Source organism: Pantoea sp. USMM079 (assembly GCF_037153115.1).
Classification (GTDB): Bacteria; Pseudomonadota; Gammaproteobacteria; order Enterobacterales; family Enterobacteriaceae; genus Pantoea; species Pantoea communis.
In genome coordinates this window covers 738,978-756,227 of sequence record NZ_JBBCKX010000001.1, presented here as the reverse complement: position 1 = coordinate 756,227, position 17,250 = coordinate 738,978, and the positions used below count along the sequence as shown (strand labels likewise).

Annotated in this window: 18 protein-coding genes; 7 read left to right on the top strand and 11 right to left on the bottom strand. The window is 50.8% G+C overall.

The annotated features are described in order from the left end of the window. From WFP70_RS03595 to WFP70_RS03575, 5 genes are all read right to left on the bottom strand, one after another. A complete protein-coding gene (locus WFP70_RS03595; RefSeq protein WP_337022733.1) occupies positions 1–999 on the bottom strand; it encodes an ABC transporter permease in 999 nt (332 codons plus the stop codon). Between the two features lie 27 nt (positions 1,000–1,026). Beyond that, positions 1,027–2,508 (bottom strand): sugar ABC transporter ATP-binding protein, encoded by a 1,482-nt coding sequence (locus WFP70_RS03590; protein WP_337022618.1) that lies wholly within the window; start codon positions 2,506–2,508, stop codon positions 1,027–1,029. Positions 2,509–2,611: 103 nt separating this feature from the next. Beyond that, positions 2,612–3,604 carry an autoinducer 2 ABC transporter substrate-binding protein gene (locus WFP70_RS03585; RefSeq protein WP_237449327.1) on the bottom strand — a complete coding sequence of 331 codons (993 nt, stop codon included), beginning with the start codon at positions 3,602–3,604 and terminating at the stop codon, positions 2,612–2,614. A gap of 12 nt (positions 3,605–3,616) precedes the next feature. Further along, entirely contained in the window at positions 3,617–4,090 is a 474-nt protein-coding gene (locus WFP70_RS03580; protein WP_224928272.1) for a VOC family protein, read from the bottom strand. A 14-nt stretch (positions 4,091–4,104) separates the two neighbouring features. After that, entirely contained in the window at positions 4,105–4,677 is a 573-nt protein-coding gene (locus WFP70_RS03575) for an SIS domain-containing protein (RefSeq protein ID WP_058960523.1), read from the bottom strand. A 374-nt stretch (positions 4,678–5,051) separates the two neighbouring features. On the opposite strand from WFP70_RS03575, the gene WFP70_RS03570 reads away from it, so the two are divergent. Beyond that, entirely contained in the window at positions 5,052–6,167 is a 1,116-nt protein-coding gene (locus WFP70_RS03570; RefSeq protein WP_337022617.1) for a GntR family transcriptional regulator, read from the top strand. Between the two features lie 12 nt (positions 6,168–6,179). Here the strand turns inward: WFP70_RS03570 and WFP70_RS03565 are convergent, their stop codons facing one another. From WFP70_RS03565 to WFP70_RS03555, 3 genes are all read right to left on the bottom strand, one after another. After that, positions 6,180–6,920: a DeoR/GlpR family DNA-binding transcription regulator gene (locus WFP70_RS03565; RefSeq protein WP_034823463.1), complete on the bottom strand. Its 741-nt coding sequence runs from the start codon at positions 6,918–6,920 to the stop codon at positions 6,180–6,182. Positions 6,921–6,962: 42 nt separating this feature from the next. Continuing rightward, positions 6,963–8,225, bottom strand: coding sequence for a DUF1479 domain-containing protein (locus WFP70_RS03560; RefSeq protein WP_337022616.1), 1,263 nt, complete (start codon positions 8,223–8,225; stop codon positions 6,963–6,965). 236 nt (positions 8,226–8,461) lie between these two features. Beyond that, positions 8,462–9,145, bottom strand: coding sequence for a LuxR C-terminal-related transcriptional regulator (locus tag WFP70_RS03555; protein ID WP_337022615.1), 684 nt, complete (start codon positions 9,143–9,145; stop codon positions 8,462–8,464). 290 nt (positions 9,146–9,435) lie between these two features. Here WFP70_RS03555 and WFP70_RS03550 point away from each other — a divergent pair, with 290 nt between their 5' ends. Further along, positions 9,436–10,227 (top strand): winged helix-turn-helix domain-containing protein, encoded by a 792-nt coding sequence (locus WFP70_RS03550; protein WP_337022732.1) that lies wholly within the window; start codon positions 9,436–9,438, stop codon positions 10,225–10,227. Continuing rightward, complete coding sequence (locus WFP70_RS03545) at positions 10,224–10,703, top strand: hypothetical protein (RefSeq protein ID WP_337022614.1); 480 nt, start codon at positions 10,224–10,226, stop codon at positions 10,701–10,703. The genes WFP70_RS03550 and WFP70_RS03545 overlap by 4 nt, the downstream gene beginning before the upstream one ends. Positions 10,704–10,722: 19 nt before the next feature. Here WFP70_RS03545 and WFP70_RS03540 read toward each other — a convergent pair whose 3' ends face one another. Beyond that, positions 10,723–11,118: a VOC family protein gene (locus WFP70_RS03540; RefSeq protein ID WP_038646949.1), complete on the bottom strand. Its 396-nt coding sequence runs from the start codon at positions 11,116–11,118 to the stop codon at positions 10,723–10,725. An 82-nt stretch (positions 11,119–11,200) separates the two neighbouring features. Continuing rightward, a complete protein-coding gene (locus WFP70_RS03535) occupies positions 11,201–11,500 on the bottom strand; it encodes a putative quinol monooxygenase (RefSeq protein WP_038646947.1) in 300 nt (99 codons plus the stop codon). A 133-nt stretch (positions 11,501–11,633) separates the two neighbouring features. Between WFP70_RS03535 and WFP70_RS03530 the strand changes: the two genes are divergently transcribed. Continuing rightward, entirely contained in the window at positions 11,634–12,266 is a 633-nt protein-coding gene (locus tag WFP70_RS03530) for a LysE family translocator (protein WP_097117115.1), read from the top strand. A gap of 43 nt (positions 12,267–12,309) precedes the next feature. On the opposite strand, the gene ampC is transcribed toward WFP70_RS03530, so the two are convergent. Then, a complete protein-coding gene (gene ampC / locus WFP70_RS03525; protein ID WP_337022613.1) occupies positions 12,310–13,428 on the bottom strand; it encodes a class C beta-lactamase in 1,119 nt (372 codons plus the stop codon). Between the two features lie 286 nt (positions 13,429–13,714). On the opposite strand from ampC, the gene WFP70_RS03520 reads away from it, so the two are divergent. The 3 genes from WFP70_RS03520 to WFP70_RS03510 are packed head-to-tail and all read left to right on the top strand — an operon-like array spanning position 13,715 to position 17,249. Then, the gene (locus WFP70_RS03520) at positions 13,715–14,743 is read left to right on the top strand and encodes a substrate-binding domain-containing protein (RefSeq protein WP_034823457.1); all 1,029 of its coding nucleotides are present in this window, start codon (positions 13,715–13,717) and stop codon (positions 14,741–14,743) included. An 8-nt stretch (positions 14,744–14,751) separates the two neighbouring features. Next, the gene (locus WFP70_RS03515; protein ID WP_337022612.1) at positions 14,752–16,257 is read left to right on the top strand and encodes a sugar ABC transporter ATP-binding protein; all 1,506 of its coding nucleotides are present in this window, start codon (positions 14,752–14,754) and stop codon (positions 16,255–16,257) included. After that, complete coding sequence (locus tag WFP70_RS03510) at positions 16,254–17,249, top strand: ABC transporter permease (RefSeq protein ID WP_097117112.1); 996 nt, start codon at positions 16,254–16,256, stop codon at positions 17,247–17,249. Before WFP70_RS03515 ends, WFP70_RS03510 begins: the two co-directional genes overlap by 4 nt. Position 17,250 lies beyond the last annotated feature (1 nt).

Genomic DNA, 17,250 nt, shown 5'->3' with positions numbered 1-17,250 from the left:
TTATTCCACCACCACACGCACCTGCGCCCTTTTCTGCCGCAGAATTTGCAGCGCATTGAGTGACACGCTAAACAAAATCACCAAACCGGTGAAGACGTTGTAGTAGTAAGGCGAGACTTTCAGCAGCGTCAGGCTATTGCTGAGGATGGCGAACAGCAATACACCTAACAGGGTTCCAGCTACGCTGCCGCGCCCACCGGTGACCGATGCACCTCCCAGCACCACGGCGGCAATCACCTGCAACTCAGAACCCACAATGGAATTGGGGATCACCGTCTGCACAATCGACACCTGGATAATGCTGGCAAATCCCGAAATGGCCCCGACAAAGGTATAAATGAACAACGTCGTGCGACGCAGGTTGAAACCTACGCGTTCCGCAGAGAGCGCATTGCCGCCCACCGCGTATATGCTGCGCCCCAGCACGGTGTGTTTGAGGAACAGATGCAGGAATATCGCCAGGGCAAACCACAAACAGGTCACCAGGCTCAAGCCATACCAGGCGCCGTTTGCTGCCTGTAACGGGAAGATTTTGATCTCAGCCAGGCTAAGCAGTGAAGGCGGCAAGTCGTAAATCAAATCACCTTGTGTCACGACATAAAGGGTGCCGTAAAAGAGACTGTTGGTGGCAATCGTCACGATAATAGCCGTGATTTTGAAGTAATAGATGATGATGCCGTTCAGCAGTCCCATTAATGCGCCGAGAATCAGTGCGCAGAGTATCGCCAGCCAGATATTGTCGAGCCCGAGTTGCAGGAACCAGAACACCACCACATATTGCGCTACCTGGGCAATGGCGGTAAACGAAACGTCAAACCCACCGGAAATCAGCACCAGTAAGACACCCAATGCAAAGATGCCCAGCACGGTCCAGGACTTTAGCAGGTCGGTCAGATTATCAAAGCTAATGAAGTTGGGATTAATGCTGGTGATCACAATCGACAGCACGACGATCAGCACCAGCAGCAGGGTCTCACGCGCTTTGAACAGTTTCATCATATCCACGACACTCTCCTTCTGTGGGCGTTATTGCCGCTCCATCTCATGTTGCAGCGCTTCATTATCGATCTCGTCACTGCGCCAGCTTTTGCCCAGACGACCGCGTTGCATCATGATGATGCGGTCACAATTGGCCAGCAGCTCTGGTAGCTCATCCGAAATAAAAATGATGCCCATGCCTTCCTGCGCTTTCGCTTTCACGGTTTGGTAGATGTAGTTTTTGGCACCCACATCAATGCCCACGGTTGGGCTGTCCAGAATGAAGACCTGAGGTCGCATCGCCAGCCATTTTGCCAGCACCACTTTTTGCTGATTGCCACCGGAAAGCATGCGAATCGGTTGGTCCTGACTGCCGTATTTCACCTGCATACCTTTGAGCAACTCCTCAACCGTATCGCGCATTTTTTGACTGTTAAGGAGTCGCATCGGGGTCAGATAGTGATCCAAAGTACAGATGGCCGCATTTGCCGCGATGCTCTGCTCCATGATGAGCCCTTGTGCCAGGCGATCTTCGGGAACATAGGCGATACCGTGTTTTACCGCAGCATGGATGCTGTTGATGGTGACGGGTTGACCATGCAAATAAATTTCGCCGCTTTGTGCCGGCTCCACGCCAAACAGCGCCATGGCCAGTTCGGTACGTCCGGCCCCCAGTAAACCGGCAATGCCTAACACTTCACCTTTGCGTAATTCAAAACTGACGTCCTGAAAGCTGTTGCGTTTGCTGAGATGGCGCACACTGAGTAGCACCTCATCAGTCGCACTCGATGCCCGCGTTTCAAAAGTCAGGGCATAGCCCAGCATCAGATTTTCAATATCACCGCTGGTGAGTTTTTCCGTGGGCTGGCAGTCAATCACTTTGCCATCGCGCATCACCGTGACGCGATCGCAGATCTCGAGTAATTCATTCAGCTTGTGACTGATAAAAATGAAGGCGATGCCTTGTTGTTTTAACTGGCGCAAAATGGCAAAGAGGTTATTGATCTCACTGCGTGTCAGCGCGGTCGTAGGTTCATCGAGAATGATCAGTTTCGATTGATTGACCAGCGCACGTGCAATCGCCACCAACTGCTGTTTGGCAATGGGCAGTTCGTCTACCGTCGCGTCTAAATCGAGGTGAATGCCCAATTGATTGATGATTTTGACGACGTTATCTTTGTAAGCGCTGCTGCGCACCAGCGCTTTACGGTCATTCAGCATCTGGCTGATATAGATGTTTTCTAACACGCTGAGATTAGGGAACAGCGACAGATCCTGGTAGATGATGCCAATGCCCTGCTTCACCGCATCCATTGCGGTGAAACGCTGGATGGGCTGATTTTTGATGGTCAGGCTGCCGCGATCGCGTGATTCAACGCCGGCAATGATTTTCATTAAGGTGGATTTGCCGCAGCCGTTTTCACCCACCAGACCGTGCACTTCTCCTTCATTGATATCAAAACTGACATCGTTGAGTGCGGTCACGCCGCCAAATTTTTTCGTGACGTTCGCCACAGATAAAAACTGCATACGACCTCCGCACACTCTGCGGTGAAAGAGACGGGCATCATCGATGACGCCACACCAATAAACCGTTCAGGCTTAGGGGGCGACACAGATGCCGCCCTCATTATTAAAAATCGTACTTGCTGTAATTGTCTTTGGTGACCGTCAGTGGCTTATCAAAGATGATGTTTTGACCATTGATAGTCGGCACGCCAAGCGTAGGGATTTCCAGACCTTGTTTGATCTGATCCCGCTTGCCATCCAGCACCATTTTGGCAATGTAGGCCATGGCGTAGGAGGCCTCACCCGGGCTCCAGAGAATCGATTCGGTCAAGGACCCGTCCTTGAGGAAGGTGGCACTCTCTTTCGGGGACGTCGTTCCAATCACGGTCAGTTTCCCCACCAGGCCTTTTTCACGCAGCGCCTGTGCGGCACCCGGCCCACCCTGACTGCCGAATGCCAGCACACCTTTCAAATCGGGATAAGTTGACAGTAACTCCAATGTTTTCTGACGTGAGGCGTTACGATCTTCGCTCACCGGGAAGCGATCGGAGACCAGTTTCATATCGGGATATTTTTCTTTCATCTCTTTGATCGCGGCATCCGCCCAGGTGTTGTGCGCAGGTACGGTCAATGAACCCACATAAATAGCGAACTCCCCTTTGCCACCCGCATGTTTGGCAAACTCATCCATCATGTAGCGACCAAATTTTTCGTTTTCGATCATCTCAACGTCATAGTCAGCGCCGGGTTGGTTCACTGATTCGTGGGTGATGACGACAATCTTTTGGCTTCGCGCACGGTTAAAGACGGGCTCCACCGAGCTGGCATTATTTGGCACCACCAACAATGCATTGGCACCCTGGGTGATGCTGTCTTCAATAATGCGCACCTGCTGCGCTTCATCAGCGGAGGCAGGCGCCTGCTGATAGGCATCGATTTTGAAATCTTTGGCCGCTTTTTTCAGGCCGGTCTCATAATCGTTGAACCACGCAGAACGCAGCTTGGGAATACCGACCATGGTGTATTCATCTGCCGCCTGAGCGGGCAGCGATGTGCAAATTGAGGTTACGCCCAGCAGCAGTGCCAGCGTGAGTGCATTACGCGTTTTCATCATCATGTGTGTCCTTTATCAGGCGGGATAGCGCCGTTCAGGTTCAGGAATGGAGCCAGCGTTACCGATTTCGATCACGGCACCCTGAAAACGCTCCTCAGTATCGAGGTAATAGAAAACGTCATCACCAATGTTGCCGCTCTGCACGACGTCATATCCGCGTGCCTTGTAGGTTTCGAGCGCCTTTTCACAATCGGCAAAATAGAGTTTGAGGTGATGTAAGCCGTACCCGTGCTTTTCGATGTACTCGTCATAGATGCTGTAGCCAGAGACCGGCTGCATCAATTCCATCTGTACGCCATTAATCCAGCACACGGCAATTTTGTAGATATGTTCTGCCGGCTGGCCACGGTAAATCGACTGATTTACGTTATGGGGACCGTAGGTATAGACATCCCACGGACCCATGTTGAAGGCTTCCCAGTAGTGCTGCATTGCCGCATCAAGATCTTCCACCAGATGAGCAATCTGAATGATGTCACCGTCTTTCATCGCATGCGCTCCGCTCAGGCAAACTTATGAGGCAACCCTTCAAGGTTGGTGTGGCTGGCTTTCATCGCATCCATCTGGATACCGCACTGCTCGATCAGCATCATGGTGACGATATCGGTGAAGAGGAATAGCGACTGTTCCAGTAAGGTGGACATTGGCTGAATGGAGGGAATTTCCTGATCGCCGCCAAATATCTGGCCGGGAACACGCACGGCTAGATCCGCATATTGGCCATGTTCATTTTCAGGATGGGCGGTGAGCAACACGATGCGGGCACCGGCTTCTTTCGCCAATTTGATGATGTTCAATTCAACATTGGTGACGGCACAATGCACGATGAGCAAATCACCCTTGCCAAGATAGGGCGACGTGGTGTCATACACGACGTAACTGTCAAATCCCATATGCTTGAGGCGCATGGCAAAGCCACGCACTGACAGTTGCATGCGGCCCATGGCATAGAGTTGGATGGTTTTCGCCTGGCGAATTTCGGTGATGAGCTGGTCGATTTGCTGCGGATCAACCGCCAACAGCGTGTCGCGGTTTTCATTAATGACCTTCTCTACCAATGCTGCGTATTGAGACATGTGTCATTCCTCAGTTGGCCCTAAAAAGGCACAGATGTAGGGTTTATGTTTACAAATTTGTAAAATTAAATACCTGACAACTGATGACAACCTTACGCAACATTTTTACTTTTTCTTTTGGAGTTGATCACAAATCAAACATAAATGGATTACATATCGAGCAGTAAAGGCCATTTAGCGGAGTCGATCACAAGTTTACGTGCAGTTTGTGCGCTATTTTTCATTTCGGGGTCGTTCGGTTTTTAAAAAAATCGAATTCACTATCACTTTTTATAATTTACAAATTTGCACGTTTTTCAGTTGGTTGATTTTACTTATTAACTCCCTTAATGTGTTCCATCGCTGAAACTGTTGATCAACGGGCAAACCGCACTATGGCGAAATCAGGCAAGTTGGATCGCGTGTATCTTGAATTAACTCAACGTATTCATCGTGGCGATTATGCCAGCGGTGAACGTTTGCCGACTGAAGTGATGCTGTGTGCTGAACTGGATGTTTCACGCCCCACGCTGTCTCGCGCATTGTCACGCTTACGTGAACAGGGACTGATTAGCAGTACTCAGGGTTCAGGCCATTACATTACCTATGCTGAACCCAGCCAAATGACACACCTGCCGCCTGCGATGGCTTTGGGTATTCTTTCCCCGCGCATGGAAGCCAACGAAAGTGGATTTCTGTTTGAGCAGATCTTTAAATCCATTGCCGCCCTGTCTCAGCCCTTTAACTTTGATCTGGTGTGGAACGGTGTCATGACGCTGGGCACGGGAGCTTCGCGGCAGGCCATCATCAGCAAGATTGAGGGTGTGATTGAGCGCTACCAGCGTAGCGGTGTGAAAGGCGTGTTCTTTATTCCCATTGAATTTCATCCCTTCGCTACTGAAATCAATCAACTGATTCTGAGTAAACTGGAACGCGACGGCATGAGTGTGGTGCTGTTGGACAGTGATGTGGTGCGGTGGCCCGCGCGCAGCAGGTGGGATTTAATTGGCATCGATAACGTCGCAGCGGGAGCCGTGATGACACGGCATTTACTGGCCGAGCGCCCGCGTCGCATCGATTTCCTCTGTGAACGTTTCTCAGCAAATACGGTTTACATGCGAATGCTTGGCTATCAACTGGCGTTGCAGGAAGCCGGCATTTCTCCCCTGCCGGAATGGCAGCATGAAGGCGAACTGAATCACGCTGATTTTATCCACCAGTTGCTGGCCAGTGGCGCACGTGATGTGGTGTGTGCCAATGACTTTACCGCGATGAAGTTGCTATCCCTCTGCAGTCAGCAGGGAGTCAAAATCAACGTAGTGGGTTTTGATGACAATGAATATTCCGCGTTGCTGGGTATCCCGTTAACCACCTGGAAACAGCCATTCAATGCTATTGGACATAACGCGGTGGTGGCGATGATGCACCGTCTGGATAATCCTGAGGCCAGCCCACTCCACCTTATCGCGCAGGGGGAACTGATCGTACGCGCTTCCTGTCACGCCTGTTAGCCTCTTTACCCGCTAAATCAGCGTTAACTCCATTGGCTGCTGGCGCAATATTTCCTGATACACCGGCGACAGTTGGCTATCTGTAATCACCTGCTTAAAGGGCACGGTCGGTGCCAGAGCGAAGGGATGTATCTGACCAAACTTTGATGAATCGGTGAGCGCCACAGTGTGCGTCTGCTTTTCCATTATGGCGTTGACCACGTCGCAGCGCAGCATATCACGACCAGTAAAACCGGTGATGGCATCCCAGCCGTCGATACCGATAAAGGCTTTATGGAAGTTGAGGTGCTGGATGCACAATCGCGTCAGCGGCCCGACTACCGACTCACTGCTCTTCTGGAACAGCCCGCCAAGAATGATCACATCACCGCCCTGTTCTCGCAGTAATCCCGCGATGTAATGGCTGACGGTGATAATCGTGATATCACCGCGTTCGCTCAGCTCGCGTGCCAGCAAAGCGTTGGTGCTGCCGCCTTCAATAAACACCGTTTCACCTGCGTTAACCAGCGAGGCGGCGTACTCCGCCAGACGTTTTTTGACAGCAAAACGCGTTTGCATGCGTGCGCCGACATCATCGCTTTCTGGCGCCACGGCTGACCCGTGCACGCGGCGCAGAAAGCCCCCCTTTTCCAGAACATTCAGATCCTGACGCACCGTCACCTCGGAAACGCCGGTGGTTTGCGCCAGTTCACTGACGCTGACGCTGCCGCGTTCGCTGACCAGTTGGATAATGTGCTGATGACGTGCGTTCATAGTGCCTGCTTTAATTAAAATTTTATCCAGCTTACCAGAAACTTACTCTAAGCCGAGACTGCGACGACCGTTGCTGTTTAACGCGTCCAAAGTGAATCGATCGCGCCAGTTGGCTTCATAGTCCTCTTTCGGGAAATCACCCGGTGAGACACCGGTTGCCAGCGCCTGGGCAACCTGAGTGGCGTAGGCAGCATTCTTCCCGCATAGAGGTGCAGCCGGAATGTACATCACGTTGCCCCAACCTTGCTGATCCTCAACCGGTGCAACCGAATGGATGACATCACAGTGCCACCAGACAGAATCACCCGCTTCCATTGCCGGAATGGAACACAGTCCCTTGATGAGTTCCGGATGCCACTGCTCTGAGATGGGCAGTACTTTGCCCGGCGCAACGCCGCAGAGTTCATCCTCTGGCACATCTTTCAGCAGCGGACGCAGCAACAGATACGCCATCGCTTCCGGAACCGGCACCACATGCAGCAAGCCCTGACCCAATTGCATGTCTGACAGCGCAGTCCACCCCTGGAAAGTGCGGAAGACTGAACATTTGGTGGTGGTGCCAGCCTGATATTCATTCACTTCTGTGCGATGTGCCGCGTCCCAGGGATCATATTGATCGAATTGATTATTAAAGATTTTGCTAAACACCTGTTGGTAAGCTGGCAGTAACCAGCGTTCCAGCGCCCCGGAATCCGTATGCGCGCCCAGCCCTTTTGATGTGGTGCCCGGTAAACGACGGCGAATACGATCCGGATAGATAATGCTGACATCAGGGTCAAACCAGCGCGTTCCGTTGGATTCGAAGGTCCACAGGCGATTCAGGAAGGATTGGGTTTGTGCCATGGCGTCGCTCTGACGCGCCGACATCTGTGCTTCGCTCCAGTAGATCGGATAGATTTCAGGGCGTGAGGCATCGAGGCTGCCAAAAAAGTTGTCACCTGGCCCTTTATAGACTTCATCGAAATCATTTTTATCAAGGTATTCCAGCATCGACGCATCCCAGCCCAACGCCTGCTCGCGCGTAAAGGTCTGTTTCACCACCACACAGCCGCGACGACGAATGTGATCCTTCACTTCATCGGAAATGCGCCCTGCGGCGATGTCATCCCAACGTACCTGTGGCCATGCCGTGCCGTTTCGCGCTTCTTCCTCACGAGCTGCAGCAATTTCGCTGAGGATTTTACTTCTGACCTGCTCAAACAGGCCCTCAACATCGCCGATTTGCGCTCTGAGCACCTGTTTCATCAAGCGGATATGCTGCTTTGCATCTTCAGGTTGTTGTAAAGAGGTAAAGGATGTATTCATTTTGTCGCTCCGATTGTTTCGAATGAAACTTAAGTTAGCTTCATTCATAACAATCTGTCGGCATTTCACCTAACTTCAGCGCACGATTTTAAGAAACCCATCACAAAAAAATTAAGAACAACGTCCAACCGAAGGTGCACCGGAGTGGCTCTCCGGTGCCGGGAAATGAGGAAAAATGTCGGGAAATCAAGAGGAAAAAGACGGTGGTATGTGGGAAGGAAATGGCCTGGCAGGTACTATTCCAGCCAGGCGTGATACCGCTGATGGAGTTCAGCCAGATTTTTTACATTGAGTTTGCGCATTGCAGACTGTTTTTGGCTGCTAATGGTTTTAATACTTTTGTCTTTGGCAACAGCAATATCCGTTACGGTACGACCGCGATAGATGGAGCGGATGATCGTTCTTTCCGTGGTACTGAGTGAAAGCATCGCTTCTTCATACATCCTTGATGAGAATACCTGTCGTAAAGATGAACCCTTTTGCGGTGCAGTGGGTTTGACTTCAAATCCCCAGACTCGATGTTCAAGTACTGCCGTCACCGCATCTTCAACCTCGCGCTGATTGCATTTCCTGTTTAATATGGCTTGCACACCTGATTTTTTATATTTTTGTAATAGCCTGACATCCGATGCGCGGGTTAAAATTATCACTGATGCTGTGGGCAAGTAAGATTTTATCAGCATAGAAATAACATCTGCATTGCCAACCTCAGTATCGATAATAATCAGATCCAAATCTCTATCAATGATGTTGATCTGTTCATCATGGGTTTGGATGGGATGGTGAGTCACCGTCACAGCATTCAATGTTGTCAACATGGCGCGAATACCATAATAGGTTATCGCGCTGGGTGTCATAATAGCGATATTTTTATTTTTAATTTTAATTTTGCTTGTCGTTATTTTAATGACGCTATGCATTGTTGATGTTCCTCAATTGTGATCACGCCAATATGCAATTATTACAGATTCATCTGAACGATATTAGCCGATGCCATACGATTAATCCGATGCGGATATTATTGGCTAGATTGAAGGCTTTCAACATACTGGCGTAAATGTCACTTATAAGTCACCAGCATGGAGATAATTAACTTATTAATCAAATAGATAACCCTGTGACAAAGCTGTTACCTACCTGATTGTCATCATCAGCATGCCCTTTTTTCAGACCGTGTTATAATCAGCCGCATGAAAAGTGTGCGTTGAAGATGCGCCGTGGGGATCAGGCAGAAGTGACCATTATTTTTTTTACCGATACCGGTCTGATCAGGCTGGAAGATAAAGAGATTATTCTTAGCAGGCAAAGTAAAATATGCCTGACGTACCTGTGTGAGCATGAAGGTAATATCGTTTCCAAAGAAGCATTACATGACGCTTGCTGGAGAAACCATGGTGCTGTGGTCTCCGATAATACCGTACGACAAACCCTTTTTCGCATCCGGAAATCACTCGCCTCACTGGAAGTAGAAGGCGAAATTCTTGAAACACTGGGATACATGGGATATCGCTTAAAACCCGGTTGCATCACTCTCGTTTCAGACTCACAAAATTATTCGTTACCGGAACGCCAGGATGGTTTGAATCAAAAACAAGAAACATCAGCGATCTCTGTTTCTGATACATCGAAACCAGCGCTTAAGAATAAACCGACAAAGATAAAATTCAGGGTACTTACGCTGCTGCTTTGCTGCCTGTTTTTTATCGTGGGCACTGTGATTCGTGGCCAACAACTTATCCACCCATTGCGGTATGGCGAACCACTTCTGCTTGATGGGCACAGCTTTCTGTTTTCGCAATACGTGGAAAATGACAAACATGACGCGGCAAGACGCGTGAGTTACTGGCTTAACAAAATGCAGATTTCTATTACGCCGCACAGCGAAATCTACATTAATGCCGATCGTGGCAACGCGATTAATTTCTTTGTGTGCAAAGGCGAAATTGAACTGCCGACAACCTCTTGCCAGACATTTGCGGTTATCGGGAGAAACCATCCATGAGAATGGCTGTTTCCGCGGCATGTTGCCTGTTGGCATTGTTGCTGGGTTGGTTTTCTCTGCCCTATTTTTTACGGCCATTTTCTGGTGATTGCCGGGCCGAGACCTATATCATCTATGATGAACCTGACCGGACCTTAGTCAGTCATGGCTACTGGGATATTTTGAGCGGTAGTCGTGAAGGTCATTTAAATGCTTATCTGGCATTTATGTCGCCGCAGGGGCTTGAAAGCAGGATTAATGTTGATCGCACCGTGAATCTTGATTATGACTACCATCCTGATTCCGTAACGGTTTCCACTCGCAAATCTTTTCGTATTGCGGGTCCTGATACGCAGGATCCCGCTATCGGGAAATATATTGATCCGCTGGCGGACGAGAATTTCACCGCCCGCATCTACCTGTTTAAAGTAGGAAACCAGGTCATTTCAGGCTTCCATTATCGGCCGCTTAACCGGTGTATGAAACCTGGATTTTGAAGCGAGTCAGACCGGTCGATCATTTGTTCTGGTAAAGATCCCAACGGTTGCCGTACAAATCCTCGAAAACCACAACCGTGCCATACTCTTCTTCGCGGGGTTCTTCACAGAAAGTGACGCCATTGGCTTTCATTTGCTGGTAATCACGCCAGAAGTCGTCCGTCTGTAAAAACAGGAACACCCGGCCGCCGCATTGATTACCGATAAACCCTTGCTGGCGCTCATTCGATGCCTGCGCCAGCAGCAAGTTACAATCGCTCTGCGGATTGGGATTGACCACCACCCAGCGCTTGCCCGGCTGTGGGGTATCTTCGATTAAATGAAATCCCAGTTTTTGCGTATAGTATTCAATCGCGCGGTCATAATCATCGACCACAATAGCGACGTAACCCATGCAACGCTTTTGTGTTCTCATTTTGGTTTCCTTTATATTCTGACGCGAAATCTCATCTCGATATCAACAAATAAAAAGCAGACCGAAGTCTGCTTATTCCTTATCACGCATTGCCACCCGCGACTTTGCGTAATGCCACCACTTCCGCGTGTTCTAACAGCGGTTCAAGATCCGCGAACAATTTAACGATATGCGGGGCATTCAGGTGCTTATCCAATAATTCCTGGCTCGCCCACTCTTCGGTCCAGACAAAGCGGCGCGGATTTTTGCTATCAATGTTTAGCTGATAGGTAATACACCCTTCTTCGCGTAGCGTCTCTTCAATCACACCACGAAATAATTGCTCAGCTTTATCTTCGCAACCTGGTTTTGCCGTTAGCAATGCCACAACAGGAACAGTCATTTTTATCTCCCTCTTAAATATAATAAGCCAAGCCAAACTAACGCAGCTTATTCCTGTTGTCAGTCTGAAAACGTGCGTTGCCTGATATGCCTGGTTCGCGCCATAATTGCGAAAATAACGCAAGGAGTGTTGCATGCCAGAACTGTCGAGTTGGTTAGCCTTTGCATTGGTGGCGTTGGGATTGGTGCTTACGCCCGGCCCCAATATGATCTACCTGGTTTCGCGTTCGCTGTGTCAGGGCAAGCGGGCGGGTTATATTTCCCTCGGCGGCGTGGCGTTAGGTTTTGTGTTTTATATGCTGTGCGCGGCGCTGGGTATCACCGCGTGGTTGCTTGCCGTTCCATGGGCCTATGATGCGCTGCGTTTCAGTGGCGCACTCTATTTGCTGTATCTTGCGTGGCAGGCACTCAAGCCTGGCGGCCGCTCGCCATTTGCCGTGCGCGATCTCCCTGCCGACAACCCGCGTAAATTGTTCACCATGGGTTTCCTCACCAACCTCGCGAACCCAAAAATCGCCATGATGTTTCTGTCGCTATTACCGCAGTTTATTAGCCCGCATCACGGTAGTGTGCTGATGCAGTCGCTGATATTGGGCGTCACCCAAATTGTGATTAGCCTGACGGTCAATGCGATTTTCATTACTACCGCTGGCCAGGTGTCGACATTTTTACTGACGCGCCCCAGCTGGCAGCGTTTGCAGCGCTGGCTGATGGGCACGGTGCTGGCGGGCATGGCCGTCAAACTCGCATTGGATGCACGAAAGTAAGTTGCGATTTAATTGGGCGCGTCGGGGCGCGCCCAACAATCCGTTAGTGAGCCAACATCTGAATGATTTTGTCCGCCGCGATGACGCGATCGTCATTCGGGAACCATTTATTCGCCAGCATAATCACCGCAATCTTCTGTGACGGAATAAACACCGCGTAGGTTGAGAAACCATTGGTCGAACCGGTTTTGTTATACCACGCCTGTTGTGGCGCAGCCTGCGGTGGCGTGATCAACGTGGCCGACATCCCTTTCATGATGCGCTGACCGCTGTTGCCTTCCACCAACTGCTTTGATGAGACAGGCAACGGATAGTATTCCCACATCATCGCCTGCGTAAACGCCTCGGTTTTGTAGTAGCCCTGATGCGTGGTGGCGATCGCCTGCTGCCACTCCGTCGCGACCTTCTGTTCATCCAGTTGAATAGCCAGCCAGCGAATCAGATCAGCGGATGTCGATTTCAACCCATACGATTCAGCATCCAACGGGCCTGGCGTCACACGTACCGGCTTGTCTTGTTTATTGTAACCTTGCGCATATTGGCCCATCTCTGACTGAGGTACCTGAATATAAGTGTGCTTCATGCCCATCGCGGGTAACAGTTGCTGCTCCATCGCGCTGATAAACGGCTGATGCAAGCTTTTGGCGGCAATCATGCCGAGCATACCAATCCCCAGATTGGAGTAGACACGCTGAGTGCCCGGCTGAGCCGGCGGTTGCCAGTTTTTGTACCAGTTCATCAACTGCTGCTGATTGGTGACATCGTCCGGCACAAACAGCGGCGTGCCCGTGGTGTGAGTAGCAAGGTTAAGCAGTGACACCTGATCAAACGCACTGCCCTTTAGTTCGGGCAACCATGTACTGGCTTTGTCACTAAACTGCAGTTTTTTCTGCTGAGCCGCATAGCTCGCTAAGGTAGCGGTAAAGGTTTTGCTGAGTGACCCGATTTCAAACAAGGTCTGCGCGGTAATTGGCTGCTGAGTCTCTTTGGATGCCACACCGTAGTTGTAAAACTCGGTTTTGCCATCGTGCAGAATAGCCACCGCCATGCCAGGGATTTGATATTGCTGCATCAACGGTTTGATGATGGCGTCAGGTGAAGGGGTTTGTGCGAGGACGCTGGTGCTTGCCAGCAGCGCTAGCGCAGTAAGAGATAATCGCATGAAAATTCCTTTTATTTCAGTTAAGCCACAATTTCAGCGCGTGATTATAAAATTCCGTCACGGTTTCACCTAACCAAATATTCTGCTATCTGCGGGAAAGTGAAGGCGATCACAAGCGAGAAACATTTCATTAACCATTAATTGATCTTTTCCCCGCCAGCTTTTATAGCTTATGAAAATTATTTCACGCATCAGAAATAATTTTCAAAACGTACCCCGGCTCGTTTTTCCGCGTTAAGTCGTCACGGCTGAGCCTCTAAATTCAGCGTCTGCTCCGGGGAAAAACATGAAAAAAATCGCCATCCTTCTTTCCAGCCTTGCGTTAGCGGGCACACTCTCCAGCACCGCACGTGCCGCCGATGAATCACCACAGTTCCGTTGCAAACCTGGCGAAACTTACTACATGAACGTCATGGTGACCGGTGTTGAATACTGGTTTCCGGTGTACGAGATGTTTAAACAAGCTGCGCATCAGCTGGGCTGCAAAACCGTTTATGGTGGCACGCCCGCTTATGACGTCAACCAGCAGTTAGCCAGTTTCGAACAGATTCTGGCGCAGAAACCCGCCGGGATTTTCCTCCATCCGATGAATCCCGACCCCTTTATCGAGCCAATTAATCGTGCGGCAGAGATGGGCATTCCGGTGGTAACCTTTGCCGCTGATTCCCCCAACAGCAAGCGTGTCGCTTACATCACCTCAGACAACTTCCGTGAAGGTAAAGCCGCCGCCGATGAACTCGGTAAAGCCATGGGCAAAGGCGCGGAGTATGCGGTGCTGGAAAATCCAGGGCAGGATAATCATGACCGTCGGGTTACGGCTTTTATCAATGAGATGAAAACCGCGTTTCCTGACAGCAAGCTGGTTGCGCGCGCCGCCACTAATCAGGATCCATCAAAAGCCTACAACGCCGTGCTGTCGATGCTACAAGCGAATCCAAACCTGAAAGGCATCTTCATGCCTGAAGCCAGTTCCGCAATCGGTGCCGCACAGGCAGTGGTGGAAAACGGTGGCAAAGTGAAAGTGATGACGGTGGACGTCAACGCCAAAGTACTGGATATGATCAAAAGCGGCGAGGTGTTTGGTGCCATCAATCCCAATCAGGGAATACAGGGCTACATGGGCTTTATGACGCTGTTCCTCGCCGCCCACCCAGAATTGATTGACCCCATGAATGATGCCAAACGCAACGGTGTGAATCCCTTCTCGTTCCCAATCCTCGACAATGGTTATGCCGTGGTGACTAAAGAAAATGCCGATGATTTCCGCTGGGACCGTTACCTGAAACGTCGTGGAACCAAAGGCATCAACGAGTAAGGGGAAAGATGATGACGGCACTGCTTGAGTTACGCAGCATCAGCAAACGCTTCGGCGCAGTACAGGCGTTACAGGACGTTGATCTTACGCTAAGGTCCGGTGAAATTCATGCGCTGGCTGGTGAAAACGGCGCGGGTAAGTCTACTCTGATGAATATCATTGATGGCATTCTGCGCCCCGACAGCGGTGAAATAGTGTTGGAGGGACAATCCGTAACCATTCGCTCGCCGCGTGAGGCGCAGCGGTTAGGCATCGGGCTGGTGCATCAGGAGATCGCGTTGTGCCCGGATATTACTATCTATGAAAATATCTGGATGGCGCATCAGCAGCGCGGCTTTCTATTACCGCATAAAACCTTGAGGAAAAAAGCGCAGCAGGTTATGAATCGCCTTGCGCCGATTCCAGTGAGTAAAAAGGTTAGCGAACTGTCGTTGTCACAACAGCAACTCGTAGAGATTGCCAAAGCACTGACGCTGGATTGTCGTTTACTGATTCTGGATGAGCCCACTGCAGCGCTCACGGAACCAGAAGCGCAGACGCTGTTCACCATCGTGCGTCAACTGCGCGATCAGGGCATCACGGTGGTGTATATCAGTCATCGTATGGCCGAGATTTTTGCGCTTTGTCAGCACATCACCATTCTGCGCGATGGCCGGACGGTGCACAGTGCGCCATTGAACAGCATGACACCGGATGAAGTCATTACGCGCCTTGTCGGTCGCGAATTGTCGCAACTCTATCCCGATAAACGCCCCTCTCATCGTGCCGCACCGCTGCTGGAGGTACGATCTCTTAGCGATAGTCAGCGTTTTTACGATATCAATTTCGAGTTGTATCCCGGCGAAATTCTCGGCATTGGTGGCTTGATGGGCGCGGGTCGTAGCGAAATCGCTCAGGGCGTGTGCGCATTGCAGCCGGTAACTCACGGCACTGTTCGTATCAAAGGCCAGCCAGCAACACTGAAAAATTACGCCGCCAGTATCCAACAGCACATGGTTTATTTATCCGAAGATCGTAAGGACGCCGGGCTGTTTTTAGCAATGCCAATTGACTGGAACATCTCGGCGCTGGATGTCCGCGCGATTAGCCATCGCGGTTTGACGCTAAGCCCAAGCCGCGAGCGTGCGCAAGCGGAAGCGCTGGCGTATCAGGTCAAACTGAAAAGCGGCAAATTGAGTGACCCGGTGTCATCGCTTTCTGGCGGCAATCAGCAGAAAGTGGCGCTAGCGCGCGTGCTGTCGGTGCACCCCGAAATCATCTTTCTTGATGAACCGACGCGCGGCGTCGATGTCAGCGCCAAGGCAGAGATCTACCAGATCCTCGCCCAATTAGCACATAACGGTGTCGGACTGGTGGTGATTTCATCAGAGTTACCTGAGCTGATTGGTTTATGTGACCGCATTATCGTGATTCATGAAGGTCACATCACCGGTGAAGTGACCGGCGATGCAATGACCGAGGAGAATCTGATGAGACTGGCTGCTGGCATTCCCCCTGAAGTGGAGGCGCTATGACCATGAATACGACCTTGCCCGGAGCAGGCAAATCCCGGCTGTCATTGTTTGGCGGCCTGCACAAGCAGCGGGAAATCGGCTTGATTGCGATCATCGCGTTAATCTTTATCGTGATGAGTTTTACCTCACCCTACTTCCTGACGTGGGCCAATATGAAAGCGATGCTGTTGTCGTTTTCGATTGAAGGCATTGTGGTGATCGGTATGACGATCTTGTTGATCGTCGGCGGTCTCGATCTCTCGGTCGGCGCGGTGGTGTGCCTTTCTATGGTGGTCGCGGGACAACTGTTTCTCAGTGGGGTGGATCCCTGGCTGGCCAGCCTGGGAGGAATAGCTGCCGCCGCACTGGTAGGCTTGCTGATGGGTTTAACAGTGACCAAAATCGGCCTGAGTCATTTTATTGCCTCGCTGGCAGCGATGGTGATTGTGCGCGGGCTTTGCATGATCATCACCCAGGGCACGCCGCTGTCGCTGTTCACACTTCCCGTCAGTTTCAAATTTATCGGCCAGGGTGCCATGTGGGGCATTCCGTTTGTCATCCTGCTGTTCTTTGTATTGGTCGCCCTGTTCGATTTCCTGCTGCGCAAAGCCACGCTGTTCCGCAAAGTATTTTATACCGGCAGTAATGAACGTGCGGCGGCCTATTCCGGCATCAACATCAACCGCATAAAACTGTGGGTCACGGTACTCACCTCAACGCTAGCAGGTGTAGCCGGCATTATTTATATGGCGCGGTTAGGCTCAGCTACCCCGACCTTTGGCGTAGGGATGGAACTGAACGTGATAGCGGCGGCGGTGATAGGCGGCGCAAGCCTGAAAGGCGGCACTGGCTCGATTCTGGGCGCGGTTTTAGGTGTCGCACTGCTCTCCATCGTGACCAGCTCACTGATCCTGATTAATGTTTCCGTCTACTGGCAGGACTTGATCAAAGGTTTAATTCTGCTGGCGGCGGTGTCGATCGACCACCTGCTGAATAAATATCGGGCAGCATAAG

Bases quoted from the DNA above. Each gene is read 5' to 3' on its own strand.
- WFP70_RS03580 (WP_224928272.1), bottom strand. From the start codon at position 4,090: ATGAAAGACGGTGACATCATTCAGATTGCTCATCTGGTGGAAGATCTT.
- WFP70_RS03585 (WP_237449327.1), bottom strand. From the start codon at position 3,604: ATGATGATGAAAACGCGTAATGCACTCACGCTGGCACTGCTGCTGGGC.
- WFP70_RS03520 (WP_034823457.1), top strand. From the start codon at position 13,715: ATGAAAAAAATCGCCATCCTTCTTTCCAGCCTTGCGTTAGCGGGCACA.
- WFP70_RS03555 (WP_337022615.1), bottom strand. From the start codon at position 9,145: ATGCATAGCGTCATTAAAATAACGACAAGCAAAATTAAAATTAAAAAT.
- WFP70_RS03560 (WP_337022616.1), bottom strand. From the start codon at position 8,225: ATGAATACATCCTTTACCTCTTTACAACAACCTGAAGATGCAAAGCAG.
- WFP70_RS03545 (WP_337022614.1), top strand. From the start codon at position 10,224: ATGAGAATGGCTGTTTCCGCGGCATGTTGCCTGTTGGCATTGTTGCTG.
- WFP70_RS03535 (WP_038646947.1), bottom strand. From the start codon at position 11,500: ATGACTGTTCCTGTTGTGGCATTGCTAACGGCAAAACCAGGTTGCGAA.
- WFP70_RS03595 (WP_337022733.1), bottom strand. From the start codon at position 999: ATGATGAAACTGTTCAAAGCGCGTGAGACCCTGCTGCTGGTGCTGATC.
- WFP70_RS03575 (WP_058960523.1), bottom strand. From the start codon at position 4,677: ATGTCTCAATACGCAGCATTGGTAGAGAAGGTCATTAATGAAAACCGC.
- ampC (WP_337022613.1), bottom strand. From the start codon at position 13,428: ATGCGATTATCTCTTACTGCGCTAGCGCTGCTGGCAAGCACCAGCGTC.
- WFP70_RS03515 (WP_337022612.1), top strand. From the start codon at position 14,752: ATGATGACGGCACTGCTTGAGTTACGCAGCATCAGCAAACGCTTCGGC.
- WFP70_RS03565 (WP_034823463.1), bottom strand. From the start codon at position 6,920: ATGAACGCACGTCATCAGCACATTATCCAACTGGTCAGCGAACGCGGC.
- WFP70_RS03590 (WP_337022618.1), bottom strand. From the start codon at position 2,508: ATGCAGTTTTTATCTGTGGCGAACGTCACGAAAAAATTTGGCGGCGTG.
- WFP70_RS03530 (WP_097117115.1), top strand. From the start codon at position 11,634: ATGCCAGAACTGTCGAGTTGGTTAGCCTTTGCATTGGTGGCGTTGGGA.
- WFP70_RS03570 (WP_337022617.1), top strand. From the start codon at position 5,052: ATGGCGAAATCAGGCAAGTTGGATCGCGTGTATCTTGAATTAACTCAA.
- WFP70_RS03540 (WP_038646949.1), bottom strand. From the start codon at position 11,118: ATGAGAACACAAAAGCGTTGCATGGGTTACGTCGCTATTGTGGTCGAT.
- WFP70_RS03510 (WP_097117112.1), top strand. From the start codon at position 16,254: ATGACCATGAATACGACCTTGCCCGGAGCAGGCAAATCCCGGCTGTCA.
- WFP70_RS03550 (WP_337022732.1), top strand. From the start codon at position 9,436: ATGCGCCGTGGGGATCAGGCAGAAGTGACCATTATTTTTTTTACCGAT.